The following is a 20,155-nucleotide window of genomic DNA, read 5'->3' on the forward strand; positions in this document are numbered from 1 at the left end:
TGATCGAGCCACACTCCGCTAAATTATTGGCAATCGCGCACCTGACATTTAAGTAGCGTGCGCGACTTTTGGTCTATTTATTTAAAGAGAAATGGTTTTACAGATAAAGCCATACGATCTAATTCTGCTTTGTTGTGTTTGAGAAGATTATGTCCCCATAACTCATTTGTGTTGTCAGAACAATCTTTTGCAAGACCTTCTCCAATTTCCTCAAAAGTCTTTTTGATGTCTGTCCTTAGATTCTCTGGTTCAGATAGCACTCCCAGCACGAATACTCTTGCTTTTAGATCATCTGGAATATGACTTTCTACATAACTCAACCGATTTTCATCATCATCGAAATCAATGAGCAAAACCATCATTCTTTGTGGTAATTGTCGCATTTCAGACGCATACTTCTTCGTGAATTCCTCCACAGTTTTTTTCCAACCACCAGGAAGTGGCAGGACTTTAACAGCACGGTTATTAAGGTTTGGCGCAAGAAGAAATCCGTTGGCAATCTGGCGATTAGCATCATCTTCCGCCAACACATGAATGTGCGGTTGATACTTATTACTCATAGCTCTATGTCGCCACCAATCAAGGCATTTATCAGGTCGCCTTTAACAGACATCTCACTCAGCGGTCTGACTAAAGTTGGCTCTAAGTGGCTTTTGCGATCTAATACAAAGGTATTTTCATTTGAAAACTTGCGGATTGCTTCAGGATTATGCGATGTCACTAAGATTTGACCGCTATTTTTAAATGAGCGTCGCAGAGACATTACAAAATGTCCAACCTCCGATAAGGATAGATAGTTATCTGGCTCGTCCCAGAAGCAAAAAAGGGGGCCATAAAATTTGTTGGCAGCCAAGACAACAGCGCAAAGAAAAAAGCATTTCTCCCCGTCAGATAAGTCATTAAATTCAATACTTAGATTCGCATTATTTGCTTCAAACCGAACAATCATGCTTTTCGAGTCTTTGCCGATTAGTTCATTCAGAAAATCCTGAATGTCAGGCATGACTTCTCGGAGATATTTATCAACCTGTGTGTAGGCCGCAGGATAGCGACTCAGTAAGCCCGAAACCCACTCCCCAAAGTTTGAACCATCTCGCTTTGGTTCCAAAGTTTCACCGTTTGAGTCTCCAGTCATCAAGCTGGGAATCGGGGCTAAAATGATCGTGCGAGCCAGCCAAGTCTTGAAAATATGAAGCGGATCAGTCTCAGATTGCTCCTGAATTACTGGCAGGGCAACAAGATGCCAATCTACCCGAAACTGAGCTTCACGATTTTGGGAGCTGGTGTGAAGAGTGACTTGGGCTTCTTTTCGAGAATAAATTGGCTCTCCTGCAACTAGCAGTTGCTCTTCAAAAACTCGAAGCTCTCTAAATTTTTCTGGTAAATCTAAGGCAAGGACATATTTGTATAATTTTTCTTCGAGTAATACTTCTATTTCAAACCGGATGGGAACATCCGACCTTCCACGAGCGAAATCTTTCGAGCTAATAAGGTTAAGTTTTTCCAGGTCGCGCATTCTATTGATGCCTCGACAAATCTTCTGAAGGACTTCTAATGCAGAGGCAGTAGTTGATTTACCTGCACCATTTTTTCCAATCAAGAGAGCAGATGGCATCCCCTTTATCGGCAGTTCAAAGTTTTCTAGGCATCTGAAGTTGTGTACATATAGTCTTTGGAGCATAGCAAAACAATTCCAAGGAGTGGGAAGTGAAAAAACTTTTTGAACTTTTTGAAGTGCTTAATTAGGGAATAGGCATTGCCATAAACTTCCAAAAAGTTCGGGTGCTTTTCTGAGCTAGAGACGGATGAGTTGCCGAACTATTAATCCCCGCCACCAACTTTTACCTCCAACTCGTCAAAAAACACCACTGCCCCAAATTTACTCCGTACTTAAAACTTAATATGCAGGCCCTGCGATCCAAGCAATAGTGATTCCCAGCCCCAAACCTACAAGCACTTGAAAAGGAGTGTGTCCCAGCAACTCTTTCAGGCGAGCTTCATTAAGGTTGTGATCTTCCTCAAAAAACTCGTCAATAATTTGGTTGAGGATGCGAGCTTGCTTGCCTGCAGCTTGGCGGACGCCTGCTGCGTCATACATCACAATAATTGCAAAGATCGCAGCGATCGCAAACTCTGGACTTTCCCATCCCATCGTTTGTCCCACTCCAGCAGCCAAAGCGCCCACAAAAGACGAGTGAGCGCTGGGCATTCCCCCCGTTGTTACCAAATACCGAAGATTAAACTTGCGGTTTTTGACCAACTCGATCGGCAACTTCATGATCTGAGCCGCCAGACAAGCGATCAAAGCAACCACGAGTACATGATTGTTTAAAATGCCGCTGCAAATTTCCTGCATAGTGTTTAGTATTTCTAGTTACTGCGGCTGGTAATATAATCGGCGATCGCCAGCAGCGGTAGAGCTTTACTCCCAAACACTGCCAATTGAGCCTTAGCATCAGCAACAAGCTGCGAAGCTTGGCGCCGAGACTCCTCAATTCCCCACAAACTCGGATAAGTGACTTTTCCTGCTTGAACATCTTTGCCAGCAGTTTTGCCCAGTTCTTCTTGGGTAGCAGTAATATCCAAAATGTCGTCAACGATCTGGAAAGCCAACCCAATATTTTGAGCGAAACGAGACAGCCGCTGCAAATCCGCAGCCGAAGCCCCAGCCAGAATTGCCCCACAAACTACGCAAGCCTCTAACAGCGCGCCTGTTTTGTGAGCGTGAATGTAATTCAAAGTTTCCAGAGAAACATCTGTCTTTCCTTCCGATTCCAAATCAACCACTTGACCGCCTACGAGTCCAGCAGCACCCGATGCCCGCGCCAAATGGGCGATCGTCTGCAACACCTGTTGGGGGGGTACGTTCTCAGTTTTAGTGGCGATAAATTCAAAAGCATAGGTCAGCAAACCATCGCCAGCCAAAATGGCGATATCCTCGCCGTAGACTTTGTGGTTCGTTAGTTTGCCGCGCCGGTAGTCGTCATTGTCCATTGCCGGCAAATCGTCGTGGATCAGCGACATCGTGTGGATCATTTCCAAAGCGCAAGCTGTCGGAATTGCCATAGATGTAGTGCCGCCGGCCAGTTCGCAGCTAGCCAGACACAGGATCGGACGCAGGCGCTTGCCCCCCGCTAGCAGCGAGTAGCGCATTGCTTCGTAGATTTTCTCTGGGTAGATGACCGGGAGTGAACTGTCGAGAGCTACCTCGATCGCCTCTTTTCGCTTGACTAGATAAGTAGATAAATCGAAAGAGGATTCCGGTTGGGACGAACCCATTTCTGTTGCCAATACCATCCCTTGCTCTCTTGTACTTAATATTTATATGGGATATTGTGAGCCGTTGGGGTCGCATCGTACCGACTTTTACGGCAGTAGTTGCTCGAACTCCGAGCATCAATTAATCATTCTACGGGTGTTGTTGCACAGAAAATCTTTGAGTTTTGATAAGTTTGTCAAATTGCCAGTCAATCTAAAATTTACAATCTCAAATCTCAAATCCGCTGATTTGTCTGGCGACTTCCAAAAACCGCTGCACCGCCGCCGTTGGATCGCTGCGCCAAATTAGAGCGATCGCCACAATGCAGGTTGATTCTGGCAGCGCTTTGTAAACAACCCCGCTGCGCTGGAAATTTTGCATCGACGCCGGGACGATCGCCACGCCCATTTCGGCGGCTACCAAGCTGACAATGGTTTGCATTTGAATTGCTTCTTGAGCCGCGATCGGGCTAAAACCTGCTTGCTGACAAAGACTGACGATCGCATCGTAGAGTCCCGGAGCCTGGGAACGCGGAAACAAAATGAACGGTTCCGTGGAAAGTTCGCGTAATTCAAGATGCGTGCGATCGGCCGCCGGATGCGTTTCTGGCAGTGCCACTATCAGCGGTTCTCGAAAAACGATTTCAGAATTTATCCCCTCTTCCTCAACCGGAGGGCGCACGAAGCCGATATCAATTTGCCCGAACCGCAGTCGCTGCAACTGTTCATTGGTTGTCAGTTCCTGCAGTTCGAGTTTGACGGCGGGACACCGAGTGCGAAAGGCCTGCAAAATAGCTGGAACCACGTTGTGTGCTGCCGAACTCACAAAGCCGATCGTCAGTTGGCCGAGTTCGCCCCGACTGGTTTGTCTACCGAGTTGAATTGCTCGATCGACTTGCTGCAGAATTTTCCCGGCTTCCTCGAAAAAAACCTGTCCCGCTGCCGTTAACTGCACCGTCCGCTTGGTGCGGCGAAACAGTTGAAATCCCAACTCTGCCTCTAAATGCTGGATTTGTTGGCTCAGCGGAGGTTGGGCAATATGCAGTTTTTCGGCTGCACGAGTAAAATTCAGTTCCTCTGCAACTGCAATGAAATAACGCAAATGCCGAAGCTCCATAAGTCCCCATGATTGATATTTTAAAAGTATAAATTGTTAGTTAAACATATATTGGACATTGATGCTGATATTTCATACAGTGATTAATAGGCGAAGTTGAGAATTAAACAATGGCTAATTTGGATATCAGAATTAGAGAAGCAGATGTGGCAGATTTGGAATTAATCGTGGATTTTATTTCTCAAAAAAGCGAGTTTGATGGCTCTAAAAATTTGTTGGCAGCAACAGCAGATAAATTGCAGCAAACGTTGTTTTTCCAGCCTCCGCTAGTGCGGGTTTTGTTGGCGGAAGTTGCGGGAAAAGCGGTAGGATTTGCTATGTTTTATTCCTCCTATTCAAGTTTATTGACGCAGCCGTGCCTTTGGCTTGATGATTTATTTGTGCAAGCTCCTATGCGCGGTATGGGAGTCGGGACAGCGCTGTTAAAGTGTTTGGCACAAATTGCTGAGTCAACAAATTGCGGCCGTATGGAATGGACTGTTAATACTGCAAATGCGCCCGGAATTGCTTTTTATGAAAAGCAGGGAGCCCGGATTTTGGAAAATATTAGAGTTTGCCGTATTGATGGGAATGCAATTAATCTGCTTGCTGGCAAATAATTTAATAACGAACCGCGAAGGCGCTAAGAACGCGAAGAGAAGAGAAAAAAAGAGGAAAGAAGAGAAGAGATGTCAGAAAATTATTGGAATTCAGCTCTTTATGAGCAAAATCATGCTTTTGTTTGGCAGTACGGCGAATCACTTTTGGAGTTACTCGCTCCGAAGGCTGGTGAACAAATTCTGGATTTGGGCTGCGGTACGGGACAGTTAACTGAAAAGATTGCTCAAAGTGGTGCTTGTGTGCAAGGTATTGATTCCTCTTTGTCGATGATTTCCACGGCAAAAGTTAACTATCCTCACATTAAATTCGCTGCCGCAGATGCGAGGAGTTTTAAAGTAGGAGAGCCGTTAGATGCTGTGTTTTCTAATGCGGTTTTGCACTGGATTAAACAGCCGGATGCTGTGATTAATTGTGTGGAAAAAGCGCTGAAGCCGGGAGGGCGTTTTGTGGCTGAGTTTGGCGGTAAGGGGAACGTGGGGGCGATCGTCCGCGCACTTTTGAGTGTTTTGTCAGAAATTGGCTGCGAGGAGCCTGAAGCGCTTAATCCTTGGTATTTTCCGAGTATTGGCGAGTATGCTGGGCTTTTGGAAAAGCAGGGTTTTGATGTGGGTTATGCGGTTTTGTTCGATCGACCGACTCCTCTAGAAGGTGGCAGCGCGGGTATGGTAAATTGGATTGAGATGTTTGCTGGTGGGTTTTTATCGGGGTTGTCTAATAATGTGCGATCGCAGGTAATTAACTCCGTTGCAGAGCGTTTGCGATCGGCGCTTTACCGCGAGGGTAATTGGATTGCAGATTACCGGCGAATTCGCGTTGTTGCTGTCAAAAAAAATTCCTATTGAAATTTTATATGAAGAGCAAAATTAGGTTAACATAACCCGGCCCTGTCAAATTAAGTTGACACGCATTCTATGCCTACCTTAAAAGAACTTCAATCCATCTTCCAGCCTCCGACCTTTGCGACGGTTGAGGAAGAACGCCGCCATCGCAAGCAGCACCTTGCTGCCGCCTTACGTCTGTTTGGACACTTTGGGTTTAGTGAGGGCATCGCAGGACACATTACCGTCCGCGACCCTGAACACCTCGATTGCTTCTGGGTCAATCCGTTCGGTAAACACTTCAGTCTCATCCGGGTCAGCGACCTGCTGCTGGTGAACCATCAAGGTGAAGTTATAGAGGGCAATAAGCCTATTAACACGGCAGCTTATGCCATCCATTCTCAAATTCATGCAGCCCGTCCTGATGTGGTGGCAGCAGCACACGCTCATTCAATTTACGGCAAAAGCTGGTCTAGCCTCGGTCGTCTCCTCGACCCCCTCACCCAAGATGCCTGTTCCTTCTACGAAGACCACAGCCTGTTTGATGACTACACGGGAGTAGTTCTCGAACTTGAGGAAGGCAAGCGCATAGCAAGAGCACTAGGGGAGAAGAAAGCCATTATCCTCCGCAACCACGGTCTACTCACGGTGGGTCATTCAGTTGATGAAGCGGCTTGGTGGTTTGTCGCAATGGAACGTTCTTGTCAGGCGCAGTTGATGGCAGAGGCCGCTGGCACCCCCATCCGCATCGACTCCGAAAATGCTCGTCTGGCGCAGCGCCAGGTAGGCTCACATCAGGTAGGCTGGTTTAGCTTTCAACCGCTTTACGAATTAATCGTACATCAACAACCTGAACTGCTGGAGTAAAGCAGGTTTGATGTATTTTGAATATAGGACTATTGAGAAAGATCCAGGAATCGGCAGTGATTGTTTCAACCACACTCTGTACAAAATAGAAAATAGCTAGGAGATAGATATGAAGGTAAATACACCGCTTTTATCAGAAAATGTTGGTCAACAAATCATCAATAAGGATAATGTCAATATTTTAGACCTGGACAGGGAAGAAATTATTAACCTGTTTAAATCTTATGGTTTCTTGCTGTTTAGAGGGTTTGAAAATAGTGTTGACACTTTTACCCAATTCACTAACTCCCTTAGTACAGATTTTCTAGATTACACCGGAGGCGTCTTTAATCGCCGAGTAATTAATGGAAATGCAACAATTTTAAGCGTAAATGATTTTAAGGACGAGATTAAATTACATGGAGAAATGTACTATCAGCAAGATATTCCGTTGATGCTTTGGTTCTTCTGCGCTCATCCAGCATCACAAGACGGTGAAACAATACTATGTGATGGTAGGCAATTATTTAATGAACTCAGTAGTCCACTCAAAGAGTTATTTAGCAATAAAAAATTAAAGTATTTTGGTCATTTGAATAAGGAGGGTTGGCAAAATAAATACAAAACTGATGATTTAAGAGTAGTAGAACAGAACTGTAGAAACAATAATTTACTATGGCAAATAAACGAAGATGAATCAATCGATCTTCAATTTATTTGTCCAGCCATACACCCAAGTAGATGTGGAAAATATCCGACCTTTATCAACAGTCTATTGGCAGCAAAACATATAAATCCAAACACACCTTGCTTTGATGATGATTCAGAAATTCCTGATGATATTGTTTCTGAGCTTAATGAAGTAGCTGAGAGAATAACTACAGAGATATCCTGGCAAACAGGGGATATCCTAATGGTTGACAATACTAGAATCATGCATGGTCGAAGAGCTTTTTCTGATAATCAACGGGATATTTATTTGCGGTTATGTTCTCCAGCGTTTCCCTTCTAAATGCAACTCCCCGCAATCAGGGTAAGAGCATCTCAATCAGGCTTGGCACAAGGACTGGAGAATTTTCATTATGTAGTCATCATTCATCGCAGCTCGTAGTATTTTCTGTCGTAAGCTAAGCTTGAGAGTGGTTGTTTGATTGACAGCATTAAGAGCCATCCCGCTGAATACAGCCAAGTTCCGAGGGCGGTTAAACGAGCGAATGCGACATTAAGGTTGATTAACAGCAGTAGGGTACGTCGCCACCCTTAAATATTCAAATCCCATATACCATATCACAGCGACGCACCCTACTTCTGATCAGTTTGTCAGGCCACCACTGGTTGTCCTGAATTTAGAAACCCTGAACGGAAACAATCCTGTTTTGTAGTTCATTAGGCGTTACATCGCCTACAAAACCTAAAATCGCGTTAGAATTCCTGACTCTGATTAGAGTTCCTGAAGCAAAGCCGCTAAATTCGCTGAGCTCATTTGGAGGGATGGATTGTAGTATAACTTGTGGCAACTCTCGCCTCAATGTTAGTGTCACATCCTGTACCTGCTCCAACACTATATCATTGACCGTTAAGTTACTCGCTAATCCAATGCGATCTAAATTAGGATCAAAACCTGCGATCAGATCACTAGAATTGATATCTGTATTGGCCGGATCTATTCCCAGAACGCATAAATTATTGCCAAACTCACAATTTAATAAGTCTCTGCCCAAGCCGCCAACCAGAGTGTTATCCCCCCCTGCGCCGGATAAAACATCATTGCCTCTACCCCCAAATAAAATATCATCGCCAGCTTGTCCACCAAGGTAATCAGCATCTAGACCACCACTGAGGCAGTCATTTCCAAAAGTTCCATACAGCCCATCTCTTCCTTTTCCCCCAAATAAAGAATCATTGCCGTCAAAACCTACGAGAATATCTTCCCCTTCATTTCCCAGGATTAACTCGCTACCCCCTGAGTTGTCATATACTGTATCGTTGCCATCGAGTAACCAAGCTCCTAAAGGGAAATTGGTTAGAGCTCCAGGAGAAATTACAATTAATTCCGAGGTGTTGTCGCCAATTAAGCGCAATGCTCCTGATGGATCGGGTTTTAAAGCCATAATTAAAATCTGTGTGTGTTGGTAGATTACTAACCCTACTTGAGCCAATACTGGCTCACAAGTGGATCCCAATTCAATTAGAACCGTATTCAATATAACTCGAAACGGTATTTTCCAAAAGCATTGCAACAGTCATCGGCCCGATTCCTCCCGGTACCGGCGTGATAAATTCGGCTACTGTTTTAACAGCATTAAAATCAACATCTCCGGCCAAACGACTCGTACCGTCTGGATTGATGACGCGGTTAATACCGACATCAATTACTACTGATCCAGGTTTGACCATATTAGGTGTAATCATTTCTGTGCGGCCGACTGCGGCTATTAAAATATCGGCTTGATTGGTAATCGATTCTAGGTTTTGCGATCGCGAATGAGCTACAGTAACAGTGCAGTCGGCTTCTAACAGCATCAGTGCCATTGGTTTACCTACCAAAATACTTCTGCCCAAAACAACGGCATTTTTTCCTTTTAAATCAATCTGGTATTCTTGCAATAACCGCATCACTCCGGCGGGAGTACAACTCCGCAAACCTTCCTCCCCGCGCACGAGACGGCCTAAATTTACAGGGTGAAGCCCGTCAGCATCTTTATCGGGAGCAATTTGGTACAGCAGCGAAATTGCATCTAAGTGTTCTGGTAGCGGTAATTGAACTAAAATGCCGTCTACTCGATCGTCCTCGTTGAGTGCACGAATTGCAAGTTCTAGTTCCGCTTGAGTAGCGTTTGCGGGGTAATGCTGGCCGAAGGAAGCTATGCCAACTTTAGCGCAGGCTCGCTCTTTATTGCGAACATAGGCTGCACTAGCTGGGTTGTCCCCCACCATCAGCACCGCAAGTCCCGGAGGACGCCCCTTTTGGGGTTGTAGGGCGCGGACTCGATCGCTCAGCTCGCTTTGCATCTTTGTCGCTAAAGCTTTGCCATCTAGTATTTGAGCAGTTTTGGCATCCATTGTAGACTCTGGGTTAGGGGCTGACGATTTTAGATTTTAGCTTAATCCCCGTCAAGGACTCCACTAGAGAAATTTCTTACTTGCGATCGATTCTGGGGATTCTGTTAAAGTAAGTCGTATCTCAAATCTCAAATCAAATGCAATGACTACTGCAATTAAGCAAGTTTGGGTTCAAAGATTCTGTACCAGCTCTTTGTCGCTAATCCTCGCCAGCGGTTTCTTCAGTTGTGGCAATTTACCCATGTCTCAACTTAATCTTGGCTTTAATGTTGCTAGCATTGGCGACGTTCAACAAAAGCGGCAAGTGGATGCTGAAGTTTATCTCCGGGGAAAGGTAGAAAATCGCGCTCCGTTTGTAGGGAATGCGGCTTATCAACTTGACGATGGTACTGGCAGTATGTGGATTTTAACCAAGCAAGAGTTGCCCCAGCTTGGCGATGAAGTGTTGCTGAAGGGAGAAGTCCGCTACAAGAGTATTACTCTGAAGGAATTGGCCGGAAAGGATTTAGGTGAAGTTTATGTTGAGGAAATGGAACAATTAAAGCGGACTCCCAGTTCAGACAAGGGGAAATAGGCATGGGTTATTTGTTATTTGTTATTTGATAATTGCTCTTGGTTCCCTCTTCCTAATTTATTTAATATCTGAGGAATACTCGATAATTAATCCGTGTATTCCTGTTAAATAACTAATGACTAATAACTACTGACTAATGAGTAATGACTAATGACTAAAATTCACGTTGCGATCGCGATTTTATACCAAGACGGCAAGTTTCTCTGTCAGTTGCGAGACGATATTCCTCATATCAGGTATCCCGGACATTGGGCTTTGTTTGGCGGACACTTGGAACCGGGAGAAACTGCCCAAGTGGCTGTATTGCGGGAATTATCAGAGGAAATTGGCTATGCTCCTGCAAGTGTTTCTTTTTTCTGTTGCGATGTCGAACAAGATGTGGTTCGCCACGTTTTTCATTCACAACTTAGTGCGGATGTCAAGGATTTAGTTTTGCTTGAGGGTTGGGATATGAAGTTGTTGACACCGGAGCAGATTCGGGCGGGAAAATGCTTTTCTGAGCAGTCAGGAGATGTGCGACCTTTTGGGATTGCTCACCAGCGTATTTTATTGAATTTTATTGACTCGATTTGAGAAAATTGGCACGCACCCTACATTGCATGGGTTTGAGCAGGGAGCAATTGCTAGGATGATATTTTCCTAGACTTGTAGGTAATACTCATGACAATTGGTGTAGACTGAAGTAGCCTGCATAAAACCATCAGTAATGATGACTTCGACTTTCTCTCACTTCTCTCAAGCTTTCGCTTGAGAGCATCTCTGTAATCCTTGCGGTTCGAGGTTGGTCAAAACCAGTGAAGAATACACCTCCAAAATTTGTGCAAAATTTGTGCAAAATACGGTGAGAGCCATAAAAGTTAGGTGGCTCTAAAATTTTTCAAGGCCCCAACTGTGGTTAGAAAACACCAAGTTTGAGTAGCGCTTTAGGGATTTTCCTTAAAGCTTTGTGGGATACCACCATGCTCTGGGACCTGTCTGATGAGTGTGCTATATTCGGATTCTCTCAGGTTGTGGGAGATTGTCGGGATTAAAAGTATCAGATACTCGTAAGGTGCGATCGGTGGTGCACCCTACATTGCAGGCAGAGCTGTTTCATTCTCTTGTAGGGGCAGCCCCCCGTGGCTGCCCCAATCTCTGAAACACGAGCAAATCGTGGATGGGGAGGGTAGGCACGGGGAGTAGGGGTAGCACTACCCCTACAAAATCATCGTTTTCCGTAGGGGCAATCCGACCCCTACTCCCCGTGGTTGTCCCGAAACAGCCCTGACATTGCAGGGGTTTTAAAAGTTAAGAGCGAGCCGCAATCATTCCCGTTTGGCGCGCGTAGTCAAACAACCCTCCGGCATCAATCACTGGCCCTACTTCTCCTAACGGCTTGAGCGAGAAAGTTCGATCGAGAGTGTGGTTGACAATTACCTCTGCTGTAAAGTCGATCGTCACTTCTTGGCCCGTTACAAACAAGTCGCAGAGCCGCTCAACTGATTCCATCGGGTACAATTCGCCAGTAGCCGAGCAATTGCGAAAGAAAATGCGCGCGTAAGACAAAGCCACCACTGCTGTGACGCCTGCAGCCCCCAGAGCGATCGGAGCGTGCTCCCGCGAAGAACCGCAGCCAAAATTTTCGCCCGCTATGATAATCGGATACCGGGTTTTCTGTTCACCGGATTCGATAAACTTACCGTAGCGATCGGGCAACCCAATCATAGCGTAACTGCCTAGTTTCTCGTACTCGTCCGGCTTCGAGGGAACCAGGGTCAGGTATTCTGCCGGGATAATTTGATCTGTATCGATGTTGTCGTCTACAACAAAAATTTGACCGCTAATTACTTTACCCATAGTTTATTTCCTGTTAGCCTCGTTCGATGCTGTGGTGATAATTTTAAGTGGATCGGTATGCAAGATTTGCATCTGTTCATTTTAACCTGGCAGTGTCAGTGATAACCTGTTTGACATCCACCCCGACCGTCGCGGACGGGGATTCCCAAACCTCACGATTTGAATTTCTGCTTCTTCGCAACTGCCTCCACCCTAAAAGAGATTTGGTCTTATGTTCGCTCCACAGACTAACCCCGCAAGAGAAAGCGGTTTTTACGTGTCGAATACCAAACGGAATTCTTCTTCGTTTTTGATTCTAGGGATGTTTACCATTGCCCTATCCTATGCATCCCGGTCTACCGATTTTGCTTCGCCGCCAGCACCTCGGGCTGAACTTCGCTCGTATAGGCTGTTTGATCCATCGTCTCGGGTGGGTCGTTGACCAATTATATTGTAAGATAAAGCCGTCCTAAAAGGACGAGGTTTCTACCCAATTTTCTGATGAGTAAAAATTAGATCCGAGACTTTGGGTTAACAATTAACAGATTGCTAAGCGTCAAGATAGTTTTATGGCAAATCCAATAGATGACATTGCTCGACAAGCTCGCGAGGGCTCGGTTGCATCGATTATTCAAATCCTTAATGACGAACTGGCACAGGTAGGGGTCAGGGCCAGGGCCGTGTTTGCCGACGGGGTGCTGCAACTGCTGTGCGAAGCTGCAACGCCCCAACTGCTCGAAGAGTCTAGTTTGGTCGATCGAGTCCGAGAAATTTTGGAACGCATTTCGCCCCACAATATTCGCCGAGTCAACATCAACAGCCGGCTTGTCCGAGAACACCAACTGCTGTGGCTGGAAGAAATTAGCCGCGATCCCGAAAATCAACTGTTGTGGTCTCAAGAAATTAAACTCCGAAAGCCGAATTTGTTCAAGCGTTTAGCTCTGAGCAACCATCACGAACGCCAAGCTGTGGCAGGCAAGCGGGCTTTGCCGAGAATGGCTATACCTCGATCGATGCAGCAACCGCGGCAATTTCAGCGCGGTATCGTCGGCGGCATCAGTTTGAGTGTGCTGTTGCTTGCAGCAGCGGCCGCCATCTACAAAGGACTTAATTCCCAAGTGCCAAACAGCACCCAAGCCAGCACCCAAGCAGTTGCCAGTGCCCCTCCCTCGGAGGCAAAACCTGCTTTGAAAATTTCTAAGGAGACTGTTAATTCTGCTGTTGACTCTTTTGCCCAAGCAGTGCGAGTAGCCGAACAAGCAGCCACCGAGGGCAAAACCGCTCAATCTCGCCAGGATTGGTTAGTCGTAGCTGCTAAGTGGCAGCAAGCTTCCGATTTGATGGCCGCTGTGCCTTCCAAGCATCCCCGCTACACAACGGCTCAGAACCGGACGGCACTTTACCGCGAAAATAGCGATAAAGCCCAACAGGAATCACAAAATAAATAAATTTAACAAGAGAGTTCGCCGCGCTGCTCTAGGTGTTGTGAAAAATGAGTTGTTGAGTAAAAACTCGGAAACTCTCAGCCGGCGTTATGAGTCATAATTTGGGGATTTGGAATTTTTGCGATCGGCATTACTCGATCGGCCGATTTGTATCAAAATAAAAATTTGTTAAGATCACAAACTTAAATAGGAAACATCACAGGGTGAGGAGATGGGTGTCACTAAGCGGTCTCTAGAAAAACTTCATACTACTAATAACCGTCAATCGATTTTAGATTTTAGATTTTAGATTTTAGAGGCGACCCCACGGATAAATACGTTCGGCAAGTTTCATCGGATACAGGTTTTTTATTTTTGGACGGATGAATCCAGGGGCTTGTATCCTAGATGCGAGGGGGTCAAAATTAGCGGGAATGGGATTGATAATCATCCGGTAAAGGATGGTAAAGTTCATCCCGTACAGATCGAAGGGTAGAAAACAGGAAAATAGAACTCAGTCAGCTCTGGGTATATTTTCACATATCTAGTGACCCGCCGATCGGCTGCACAAACACAGAAAGCAGCCTCATAACCGTCAAGCCGACAGTTATGGAGAGGTTCTAGATTGGCAGCGGGAGCCGGCTCAAACATCTTAGAATAAAGGCTTGGTTGCCATGATCGATCGCCAGGGAAATCAAGACTTTACTTCGATCGACAGATCGCCGTCAGAGTCTTGCACTTTGCATTTACCGCAAATCCAAGAACCAGTATCAGTCCAAAAATTTCTGGATCGTCTTATGCAGTTCCAGGTCGATCCTGCCCTTATCGGGCGACAAATTTGCCAACTTCTCGCCACCAGCTTCGATCGAGAACTCCTGCTGCTGCAAATAGCCAATACTTTGGGGGTTGCATGGGGGGCAGATTTCTGTGTGGTTACTGCTGTGGTTGGCCAGAAAGTAGTAAATCCGAATGCTTACTGGCAAAATAGCAGCGATTTTCCCTATGTGGCTGGTGTTGCGGATTCCACGGAAACACCGGAACACCCCCAAACCACAAGATTAAAACCGCCTAGCATATCACTCCAACACCCCGCTTGGGCAAACGTCCTAGCAGACGGCGAGATAGTGGCGATATCCGACTATCTTGATATTCCGCCAACTTCATCGCCCAATTCCCCTGTGACTCCGCTGCCTTTTCGGGCAATTTTGGCAGGGCCTGCGCGATTTGGAGGGGCTGTAAATGGCATGATGATTGTTGGTAAGTCGCAACCTCACGAGTGGTCGGTAGCCGATCTGCAGCGCCTTGAATCCGCATCAGACGCGATCGGCAGCGCGATTTCTCACCTTCAAAAAACTCAAGAAATTGCCAGCTTAAACGAACAGTTACAGCGACAAGCTAAATACAAAAATCTACTCAGGTCAGTTGCTGCATCGATCGACACCAATTCAGAAGTCGATCGAATATTGCAGCAAGTTATTGAAAATACCGTCGATACCCTGGAAGTAGATAGAGGTCAAATCCTCCTATTGAAATATACAGATCCTCTATTTACAACTTGCTCCCCCAATCAAACTCCCAAAGCGAAAGTCGAATTAGTTGGCGAATATGTTGTAAAAAAATATCCAAACAAACAGGCAATATCACAAAGCGCGATCGGCAAAAAAAGCTCAACACCCAAAACAAAAAACAAGGATAAAACTGCTAATTCCCAATCCAGAATCCCCAACTCAAAACCCAATAACTCTCCCGCTTTTTGGCTGTCAGAATCTAATTTGTGCCACCAAGCATTCCACAGCGCACCCAAACCCCTCGCCCTCGTTGACACAGGCGAATTAATCGGCAAAGAACAAGAGGCAGCCACAGCAATTTTGAAACTCCAAGGCATTCGCGGCTTGCTGCTGGTTCCCCTCACGGGCGGTAGCTGCCACGAAACAGTTTTAGGTTTCTTGGTTTTGCAGCACTCCGAGCCGCGCACTTGGAGCCCGGAAGAATTAGAAGTTCTCGAATCAGTCAGCGCTCAAGCGAGCAAGATGATTATCCAAACTCAAACGCTTAAGGAATTGCAAACCGTAGTCTTCGACAGAACCGCTCAGTTGCAGCAAAGCCTCGACGTGCAGGGGAAGCTGTACGAACAATCTGCCAATCAGCTAGAGCAAATGCGGAAATTGAAGCTGATTAAAGACGAGTTTCTCAGCACTCTGAGTCACGAGTTGCGTACCCCTTTAACAATCATGAAGCTGGCGATTCTGATGCTCAAACAAGCTGAACAGCCGTCAGCGAATCGAACTAAGTATCTCGACATTCTAGAACAGCAGTGTTCTAAGGAAACTGCTCTGGTTAACGATTTGCTGGCCCTCAAGCAGTTTGAGCCTCAGCAATTCCCGATTTCTCTAATCAAAATCGATCTCAACCGTTTATTTCAAGATTTAGTTAGGGATTTTGAAAAACAGTGGGCGGATAAGCAATTGACTCTTAAGGTGGATTTGCCCAAGTTGACCCCTTGCTGGGAAACTGACCCGGACATTCTCAATCGGGTACTACTGGAACTACTGACGAATGCTGGAAAATACTCTGCTTCTGGAACGGCGGTAGTTTTGGAGGCGTCTGAGGCAGCCGGCTATATTGTCCTGAGCATTTCTAATTTCGGGCGCGGCATTTCTGCGGCTGATTTGCCCCACATCTTTGACAAGTTCCGCCGTGGCACTGGCATTACTGACCAAGCTATCGCCGGTACGGGTTTGGGTCTGGCGCTGGTAAAGTCTTTAGTGCAGCACTTGAATGGTACTATTGATGTATCTAGCTGTCCTGCCGAAAGTTCAGAAGCTGACAATTTGTGGCGCACATCTTTTACTCTGACTCTGCCGCAATTAGCAGCGGAACTCTGTAATGTAGAAGAATAGTTCGGTTGAGAAGCTGCTGGGAATTGGCAGCGAACAGGCGAAACTAGAAGACTTGCCCGAAGAGGGAGATTTGGAAATGTCGTAAACGCTACCAAGTCCTCTGTTTTGAATTGTTGGTCTGGTTGCCGTCTAAATTGCCGGTTCTCGATTGCTGATTTTCCCCAGGACTTATATTATGCCAGGTTATTAGCCTGTAATTAGCGCGTGTTTGTAGTGAGTACGACTGTCCTCTATTTATTAATTAATCAGGACTTGCATTACTTACTAGGAACTTAATTATAATTGTATAGCCGGAGATGATATTAGGCAGTATAGACCAAAGAAACTGAGTTTTGTAACTGTTTCAAAGGTCTGCAACCCGTCTTTTCGTACAAGCCGGTTTCTGCGTCCTGGATAGTCCCTAAAAATTGTCACGGTGCATGGAATTTGATCGCCAATATTATGCTCACAAAAGCTGCACCTAAAACCCTGCGTTGGCAACGTTCTAAATATTCGCCACTGGCACGGCAAATAGACATTTTTGCAGCGGCGGGAAAGTTTATGTTTTTTTTGTGGTGGGACGCACTGCTGCAAAATAATTCGCCTCAAACTAGGAGAATTCGCGCTCATTGGTTGGTCAATACTTTGCTGAATTTAGGCCCGACTTTTATTAAAATCGGGCAGTCTCTCTCGACTCGGGCGGATTTGCTGCCGCTTGAGTATGTGAAGGAACTCGAACAGTTGCAAGATCGGGTTCCTCAGTTTAGTTCCGAAGAGGCGATCGCTCTTGTAGAATCAGAGTTAGGCAAGGATATTTATGCTTTGTACCGCGATTTTGACCCGTCGCCTCTGGCGGCTGCGAGTCTGGGACAGGTGCACAAAGCAAGGCTGCACACCGGGGAAGATGTGATTGTAAAGGTGCAGCGTCCGGGTTTGGAAAGTTTATTTGATTTGGATGTGAAGGCGGTGCGCCAAGTGATGCGTTTTTGCGATCGCTATTTGCCTGGGACGCGCAAGTATGACCTGGAATCTATTTATCACGAGTTTTTTAAGATTTTATATCAAGAAATTGACTACCTGCAAGAAGGTAAAAATTCCGATCGCTTTAGCCATAATTTTCGAGAATATCCTCAGATTATTGTCCCGAAAGTCTACTGGCAATACACTACTAAAAAAGTGCTAACTCTAGAATACGCACCCGGTATTAAAGTAGACGACCGCATTAGTTTAGAGGCGATTGGAGTCGATATTGTGAAACTCAATCAACTCGGAATTTGCTGTTATTTGAAACAGTTGTTAATTGACGGTTTTTTTCAAGCTGACCCGCATCCGGGAAATTTGGCGGTGACAGAAGATGGTAGCTTAATTTTTTACGATTTTGGGATGATGGCTGAGGTGAAGTCTCTGGCTAAAGACCAAATGGTCAAGACTTTTTTTGCTGTGATGAGAAAGGATACTGACGAGGTACTCAATACTTTAATTACGATCGGCTTAGTTGAGCGGATGCCGGATATGATGCCGGTACGCAGGCTGATTGCTTTTCTGTTGGATAAGTTTATTGATAAGCCGATCGACTTTCAAGCTTTTAATGAAATTAAGAACGAACTTTACATCATGTTCGAGCAGCAACCGTTTCGCTTGCCTGCAGAAATGATGTTTATTGTCAAGTCGGTAACGACTCTCGACGGCATTGCTAGAACTCTCGACCCTGAGTACAATTTCATAGCATCCGCTCAGCCTTTTGTCAAGAGTATTGCGGTGAGCAAGGGGCGGGGAAATGCGATCGGAGAATTGGCAAGGCAAGCGCGAAGTTTTATTACATATAAGTTACGGCAGCCGAGTAAATCGCAAGTTTTTCTCAAGCGTTTGGAGCAGCGAATTGAAGAGGGCGAACTGCAAATTAGAGTGCGAAATCTAGAGAGCGAAAGAGCCTTGAAACGCATTAATTTAGCCCTGAAAACTCTAATTTTCGCTTGTTTGACTGGTTTTGTGTTTTTGTCGGGTGCAGTGCTGCTACTGGGCGGATATCAAACGGGGGCGATCGCAGCTTTTGCGGTTTCGGGATTCGGTGGCTTGTTTCTGTTGCGATCGTTGTTAGACTTGTTGGTTAAGGAAAAGCTCGATCGAATGGTCGATCGATAAATATACTGGGTAATGGGGAATTGCGATCGTAGTCAGGACTTTAGCCCTCATTAAAAAAACTAATGCTGACTCATCTCTCCTGCAATAGTTAGTCTGACGAGTATCCTTTCCTACTGCTATATCTTGTTAAACAGGAGAATTGGTGATTTTTTGAGCCATCAAGTTTTTAATCTCGTGAGGCTCACTCTTGATGAGAGAAAAAGGAGATCCCTTATTTTGCACCCTATATATAGGGGGCCTGCGTAAGTCCTGTCAAAGCTAAAGTCCTCTTAGATACGAATCAAGAACTCATTAGTCCTCATAGCGAGCACCTTAGCTAAAAACCCCGTGGGTTTCAACCCCTGGCGGACTTGCGGACGATCGGCTGACGTTGGTACTGCAAACTAAACTTGTTAAAATAATTTGCGACTTTAGGTAGGGGCGGATGCTCAAAGCACGAAGTTATACTCCTAACATATATTAAACGCGATCGCCCGCCCCTACAAAAAATGTACGCCCAAACATTGCTAAAACCAGACGGCCGCCCACTCACACTGTACAGTCGCTACCCAATCCCAGAAGGTATCGCGGCCGTAAGTCCCAGCAATGAACCCGTAGAGGCAAACCCGCACTTTCGCTGGCATCCTTTGCGGGGGGAATGGGTAGCATACGCCAGCCACCGTCAGGGGAGAACTTTCATGCCGCCGCCGGAATACAACCCGCTGGCTGCTACAATTAACGCTAAGTTTCCGACAGAATTGCCGCCGGGAGATTACGATGTAGCCGTGTTTGACAACCGCTTTCCCTCGATGACTTTGCAAGCAAAAAACGCACCTGCAAATATTGTCGAAACTTTGCCAGCTAAAGGCATTTGCGAAGTCGTAGTTTTTACTCAAGATCCGCAGGCTTCCTTGGCTTCTTTGGAGTTATCTCACTTGGAATTATTGTTAGAAGTATGGGCCGATCGCACTTCAGTTATTGGCCGCAATTCCGAAATTCAATACGTCTTGCCCTTTGAAAATCGCGGTGTCGAAGTCGGAGTAACTTTGCACCATCCCCACGGTCAAATTTACGCTTATCCGTTCGTGCCACCGGTGCCGGCACGGATGTTAGAATGTCAATCGGTTTACTATCAAAAAAATAGTACCGGTTTGCTGCAAGATTTGATTCAAAAAGAGATTTCCGACAACCAGCGAATTATTTATTTAGACGAAGAGGCGATCGCCTTTGTCCCCGCTTGTGCCCGCTACCCTTACGAAGTGTGGATAGCCCCGATCGCCCCCGCTGCTACATTTGTCGATTTGACGGAAAAACAGCGCCAATCACTCGCTAAGGCCTTAAAAACAGTCACCCTCAAATACGACGGTTTGTGGCATCGCCCGTTCCCTTATTTGATGGCTTGGTTTCAAGGGCCCACAGACGGGAAACCCCATCCAGAAGCGCATTTGCACGCCCAATTTTATCCGCCCTATCGATCGAGCGAGCGATTAAAATACCTAGCAGGAACCGAACTCGCCGCCGGAATGTTTGCCAACGACGCTTTACCCGAAGAAAAAGCTAAAGAATTGCAAGCAGTATCTATCGATTTTGGATTTTAGATTTTAGATTTTAGATTTTAGAGATTGTAGATTTTAGATTTA

18 protein-coding genes are annotated in these 20,155 nt (G+C 45.8%); 10 read left to right on the forward strand and 8 right to left on the reverse strand.

The window, feature by feature from the left end; translation table 11 throughout:
* Positions 1–77 precede the first annotated feature (77 nt).
* The 5 genes from QT990_RS23435 to QT990_RS23455 all read right to left on the reverse strand — a co-directional run bounded on the left by QT990_RS23435 (position 78) and on the right by QT990_RS23455 (position 4,360).
* Entirely contained in the window at positions 78–560 is a 483-nt protein-coding gene (locus tag QT990_RS23435) for a hypothetical protein (RefSeq protein WP_333140766.1), read from the reverse strand.
* Positions 557–1,681, reverse strand: a complete 1,125-nt coding sequence (locus tag QT990_RS23440) for an AAA family ATPase (RefSeq protein ID WP_333140768.1) — start codon at positions 1,679–1,681, stop codon at positions 557–559. Before QT990_RS23440 ends, QT990_RS23435 begins: the two co-directional genes overlap by 4 nt.
* Positions 1,682–1,897: 216 nt before the next feature.
* On the reverse strand, positions 1,898–2,356 hold the full coding sequence (locus tag QT990_RS23445; protein ID WP_333140770.1) for a divergent PAP2 family protein: 459 nt from the start codon (positions 2,354–2,356) through the stop codon (positions 1,898–1,900).
* 14 nt (positions 2,357–2,370) lie between these two features.
* Positions 2,371–3,297: a geranylgeranyl diphosphate synthase CrtE gene (crtE, locus tag QT990_RS23450; RefSeq protein ID WP_333465808.1), complete on the reverse strand. Its 927-nt coding sequence runs from the start codon at positions 3,295–3,297 to the stop codon at positions 2,371–2,373.
* Between the two features lie 190 nt (positions 3,298–3,487).
* Positions 3,488–4,360 carry a LysR family transcriptional regulator gene (locus QT990_RS23455; RefSeq protein WP_333465809.1) on the reverse strand — a complete coding sequence of 291 codons (873 nt, stop codon included), beginning with the start codon at positions 4,358–4,360 and terminating at the stop codon, positions 3,488–3,490.
* Positions 4,361–4,485: 125 nt separating this feature from the next.
* On the opposite strand from QT990_RS23455, the gene QT990_RS23460 reads away from it, so the two are divergent.
* From QT990_RS23460 to QT990_RS23475, 4 genes are all read left to right on the forward strand, one after another.
* On the forward strand, positions 4,486–4,974 hold the full coding sequence (locus QT990_RS23460) for a GNAT family N-acetyltransferase (RefSeq protein ID WP_333465810.1): 489 nt from the start codon (positions 4,486–4,488) through the stop codon (positions 4,972–4,974).
* Positions 4,975–5,043: 69 nt separating this feature from the next.
* Positions 5,044–5,817 (forward strand): methyltransferase domain-containing protein, encoded by a 774-nt coding sequence (locus tag QT990_RS23465; RefSeq protein ID WP_333465811.1) that lies wholly within the window; start codon positions 5,044–5,046, stop codon positions 5,815–5,817.
* A gap of 69 nt (positions 5,818–5,886) precedes the next feature.
* Complete coding sequence (locus tag QT990_RS23470) at positions 5,887–6,660, forward strand: class II aldolase/adducin family protein (RefSeq protein WP_333465812.1); 774 nt, start codon at positions 5,887–5,889, stop codon at positions 6,658–6,660.
* A gap of 109 nt (positions 6,661–6,769) precedes the next feature.
* Positions 6,770–7,651 (forward strand): TauD/TfdA family dioxygenase, encoded by an 882-nt coding sequence (locus QT990_RS23475; RefSeq protein ID WP_333465813.1) that lies wholly within the window; start codon positions 6,770–6,772, stop codon positions 7,649–7,651.
* A 334-nt stretch (positions 7,652–7,985) separates the two neighbouring features.
* Here the strand turns inward: QT990_RS23475 and QT990_RS23480 are convergent, their stop codons facing one another.
* On the reverse strand, positions 7,986–8,750 hold the full coding sequence (locus QT990_RS23480) for a calcium-binding protein (RefSeq protein ID WP_333465814.1): 765 nt from the start codon (positions 8,748–8,750) through the stop codon (positions 7,986–7,988).
* A gap of 73 nt (positions 8,751–8,823) precedes the next feature.
* Complete coding sequence (gene folD, locus QT990_RS23485; protein WP_333465815.1) at positions 8,824–9,702, reverse strand: bifunctional methylenetetrahydrofolate dehydrogenase/methenyltetrahydrofolate cyclohydrolase FolD; 879 nt, start codon at positions 9,700–9,702, stop codon at positions 8,824–8,826.
* Positions 9,703–9,844: 142 nt separating this feature from the next.
* Here folD and QT990_RS23490 point away from each other — a divergent pair, with 142 nt between their 5' ends.
* Both QT990_RS23490 and QT990_RS23495 read left to right on the forward strand, forming a co-directional pair.
* Entirely contained in the window at positions 9,845–10,276 is a 432-nt protein-coding gene (locus tag QT990_RS23490; protein WP_333465816.1) for a DNA-binding protein, read from the forward strand.
* Between the two features lie 150 nt (positions 10,277–10,426).
* Positions 10,427–10,849, forward strand: coding sequence for an NUDIX hydrolase (locus QT990_RS23495; RefSeq protein ID WP_333146218.1), 423 nt, complete (start codon positions 10,427–10,429; stop codon positions 10,847–10,849).
* Between the two features lie 714 nt (positions 10,850–11,563).
* Here QT990_RS23495 and QT990_RS23500 read toward each other — a convergent pair.
* Positions 11,564–12,112, reverse strand: a complete 549-nt coding sequence (locus QT990_RS23500; protein WP_333146220.1) for a LeuD/DmdB family oxidoreductase small subunit — start codon at positions 12,110–12,112, stop codon at positions 11,564–11,566.
* Between the two features lie 548 nt (positions 12,113–12,660).
* Here QT990_RS23500 and QT990_RS23505 point away from each other — a divergent pair.
* The 4 genes from QT990_RS23505 to galT all read left to right on the forward strand — a co-directional run bounded on the left by QT990_RS23505 (position 12,661) and on the right by galT (position 20,113).
* A complete protein-coding gene (locus tag QT990_RS23505; RefSeq protein ID WP_333465817.1) occupies positions 12,661–13,539 on the forward strand; it encodes a hypothetical protein in 879 nt (292 codons plus the stop codon).
* Between the two features lie 650 nt (positions 13,540–14,189).
* The gene (locus QT990_RS23510) at positions 14,190–16,415 is read left to right on the forward strand and encodes an ATP-binding protein (protein WP_333146226.1); all 2,226 of its coding nucleotides are present in this window, start codon (positions 14,190–14,192) and stop codon (positions 16,413–16,415) included.
* 441 nt (positions 16,416–16,856) lie between these two features.
* Positions 16,857–18,536 carry an AarF/ABC1/UbiB kinase family protein gene (locus QT990_RS23515; protein WP_333465818.1) on the forward strand — a complete coding sequence of 560 codons (1,680 nt, stop codon included), beginning with the start codon at positions 16,857–16,859 and terminating at the stop codon, positions 18,534–18,536.
* A gap of 488 nt (positions 18,537–19,024) precedes the next feature.
* On the forward strand, positions 19,025–20,113 hold the full coding sequence (gene galT / locus QT990_RS23520; RefSeq protein ID WP_333465819.1) for a galactose-1-phosphate uridylyltransferase: 1,089 nt from the start codon (positions 19,025–19,027) through the stop codon (positions 20,111–20,113).
* Positions 20,114–20,155 lie beyond the last annotated feature (42 nt).

Source organism: Microcoleus sp. T3_B1 (assembly GCF_036700445.1).
Classification (GTDB): domain Bacteria; phylum Cyanobacteriota; class Cyanobacteriia; order Cyanobacteriales; family Microcoleaceae; genus Microcoleus.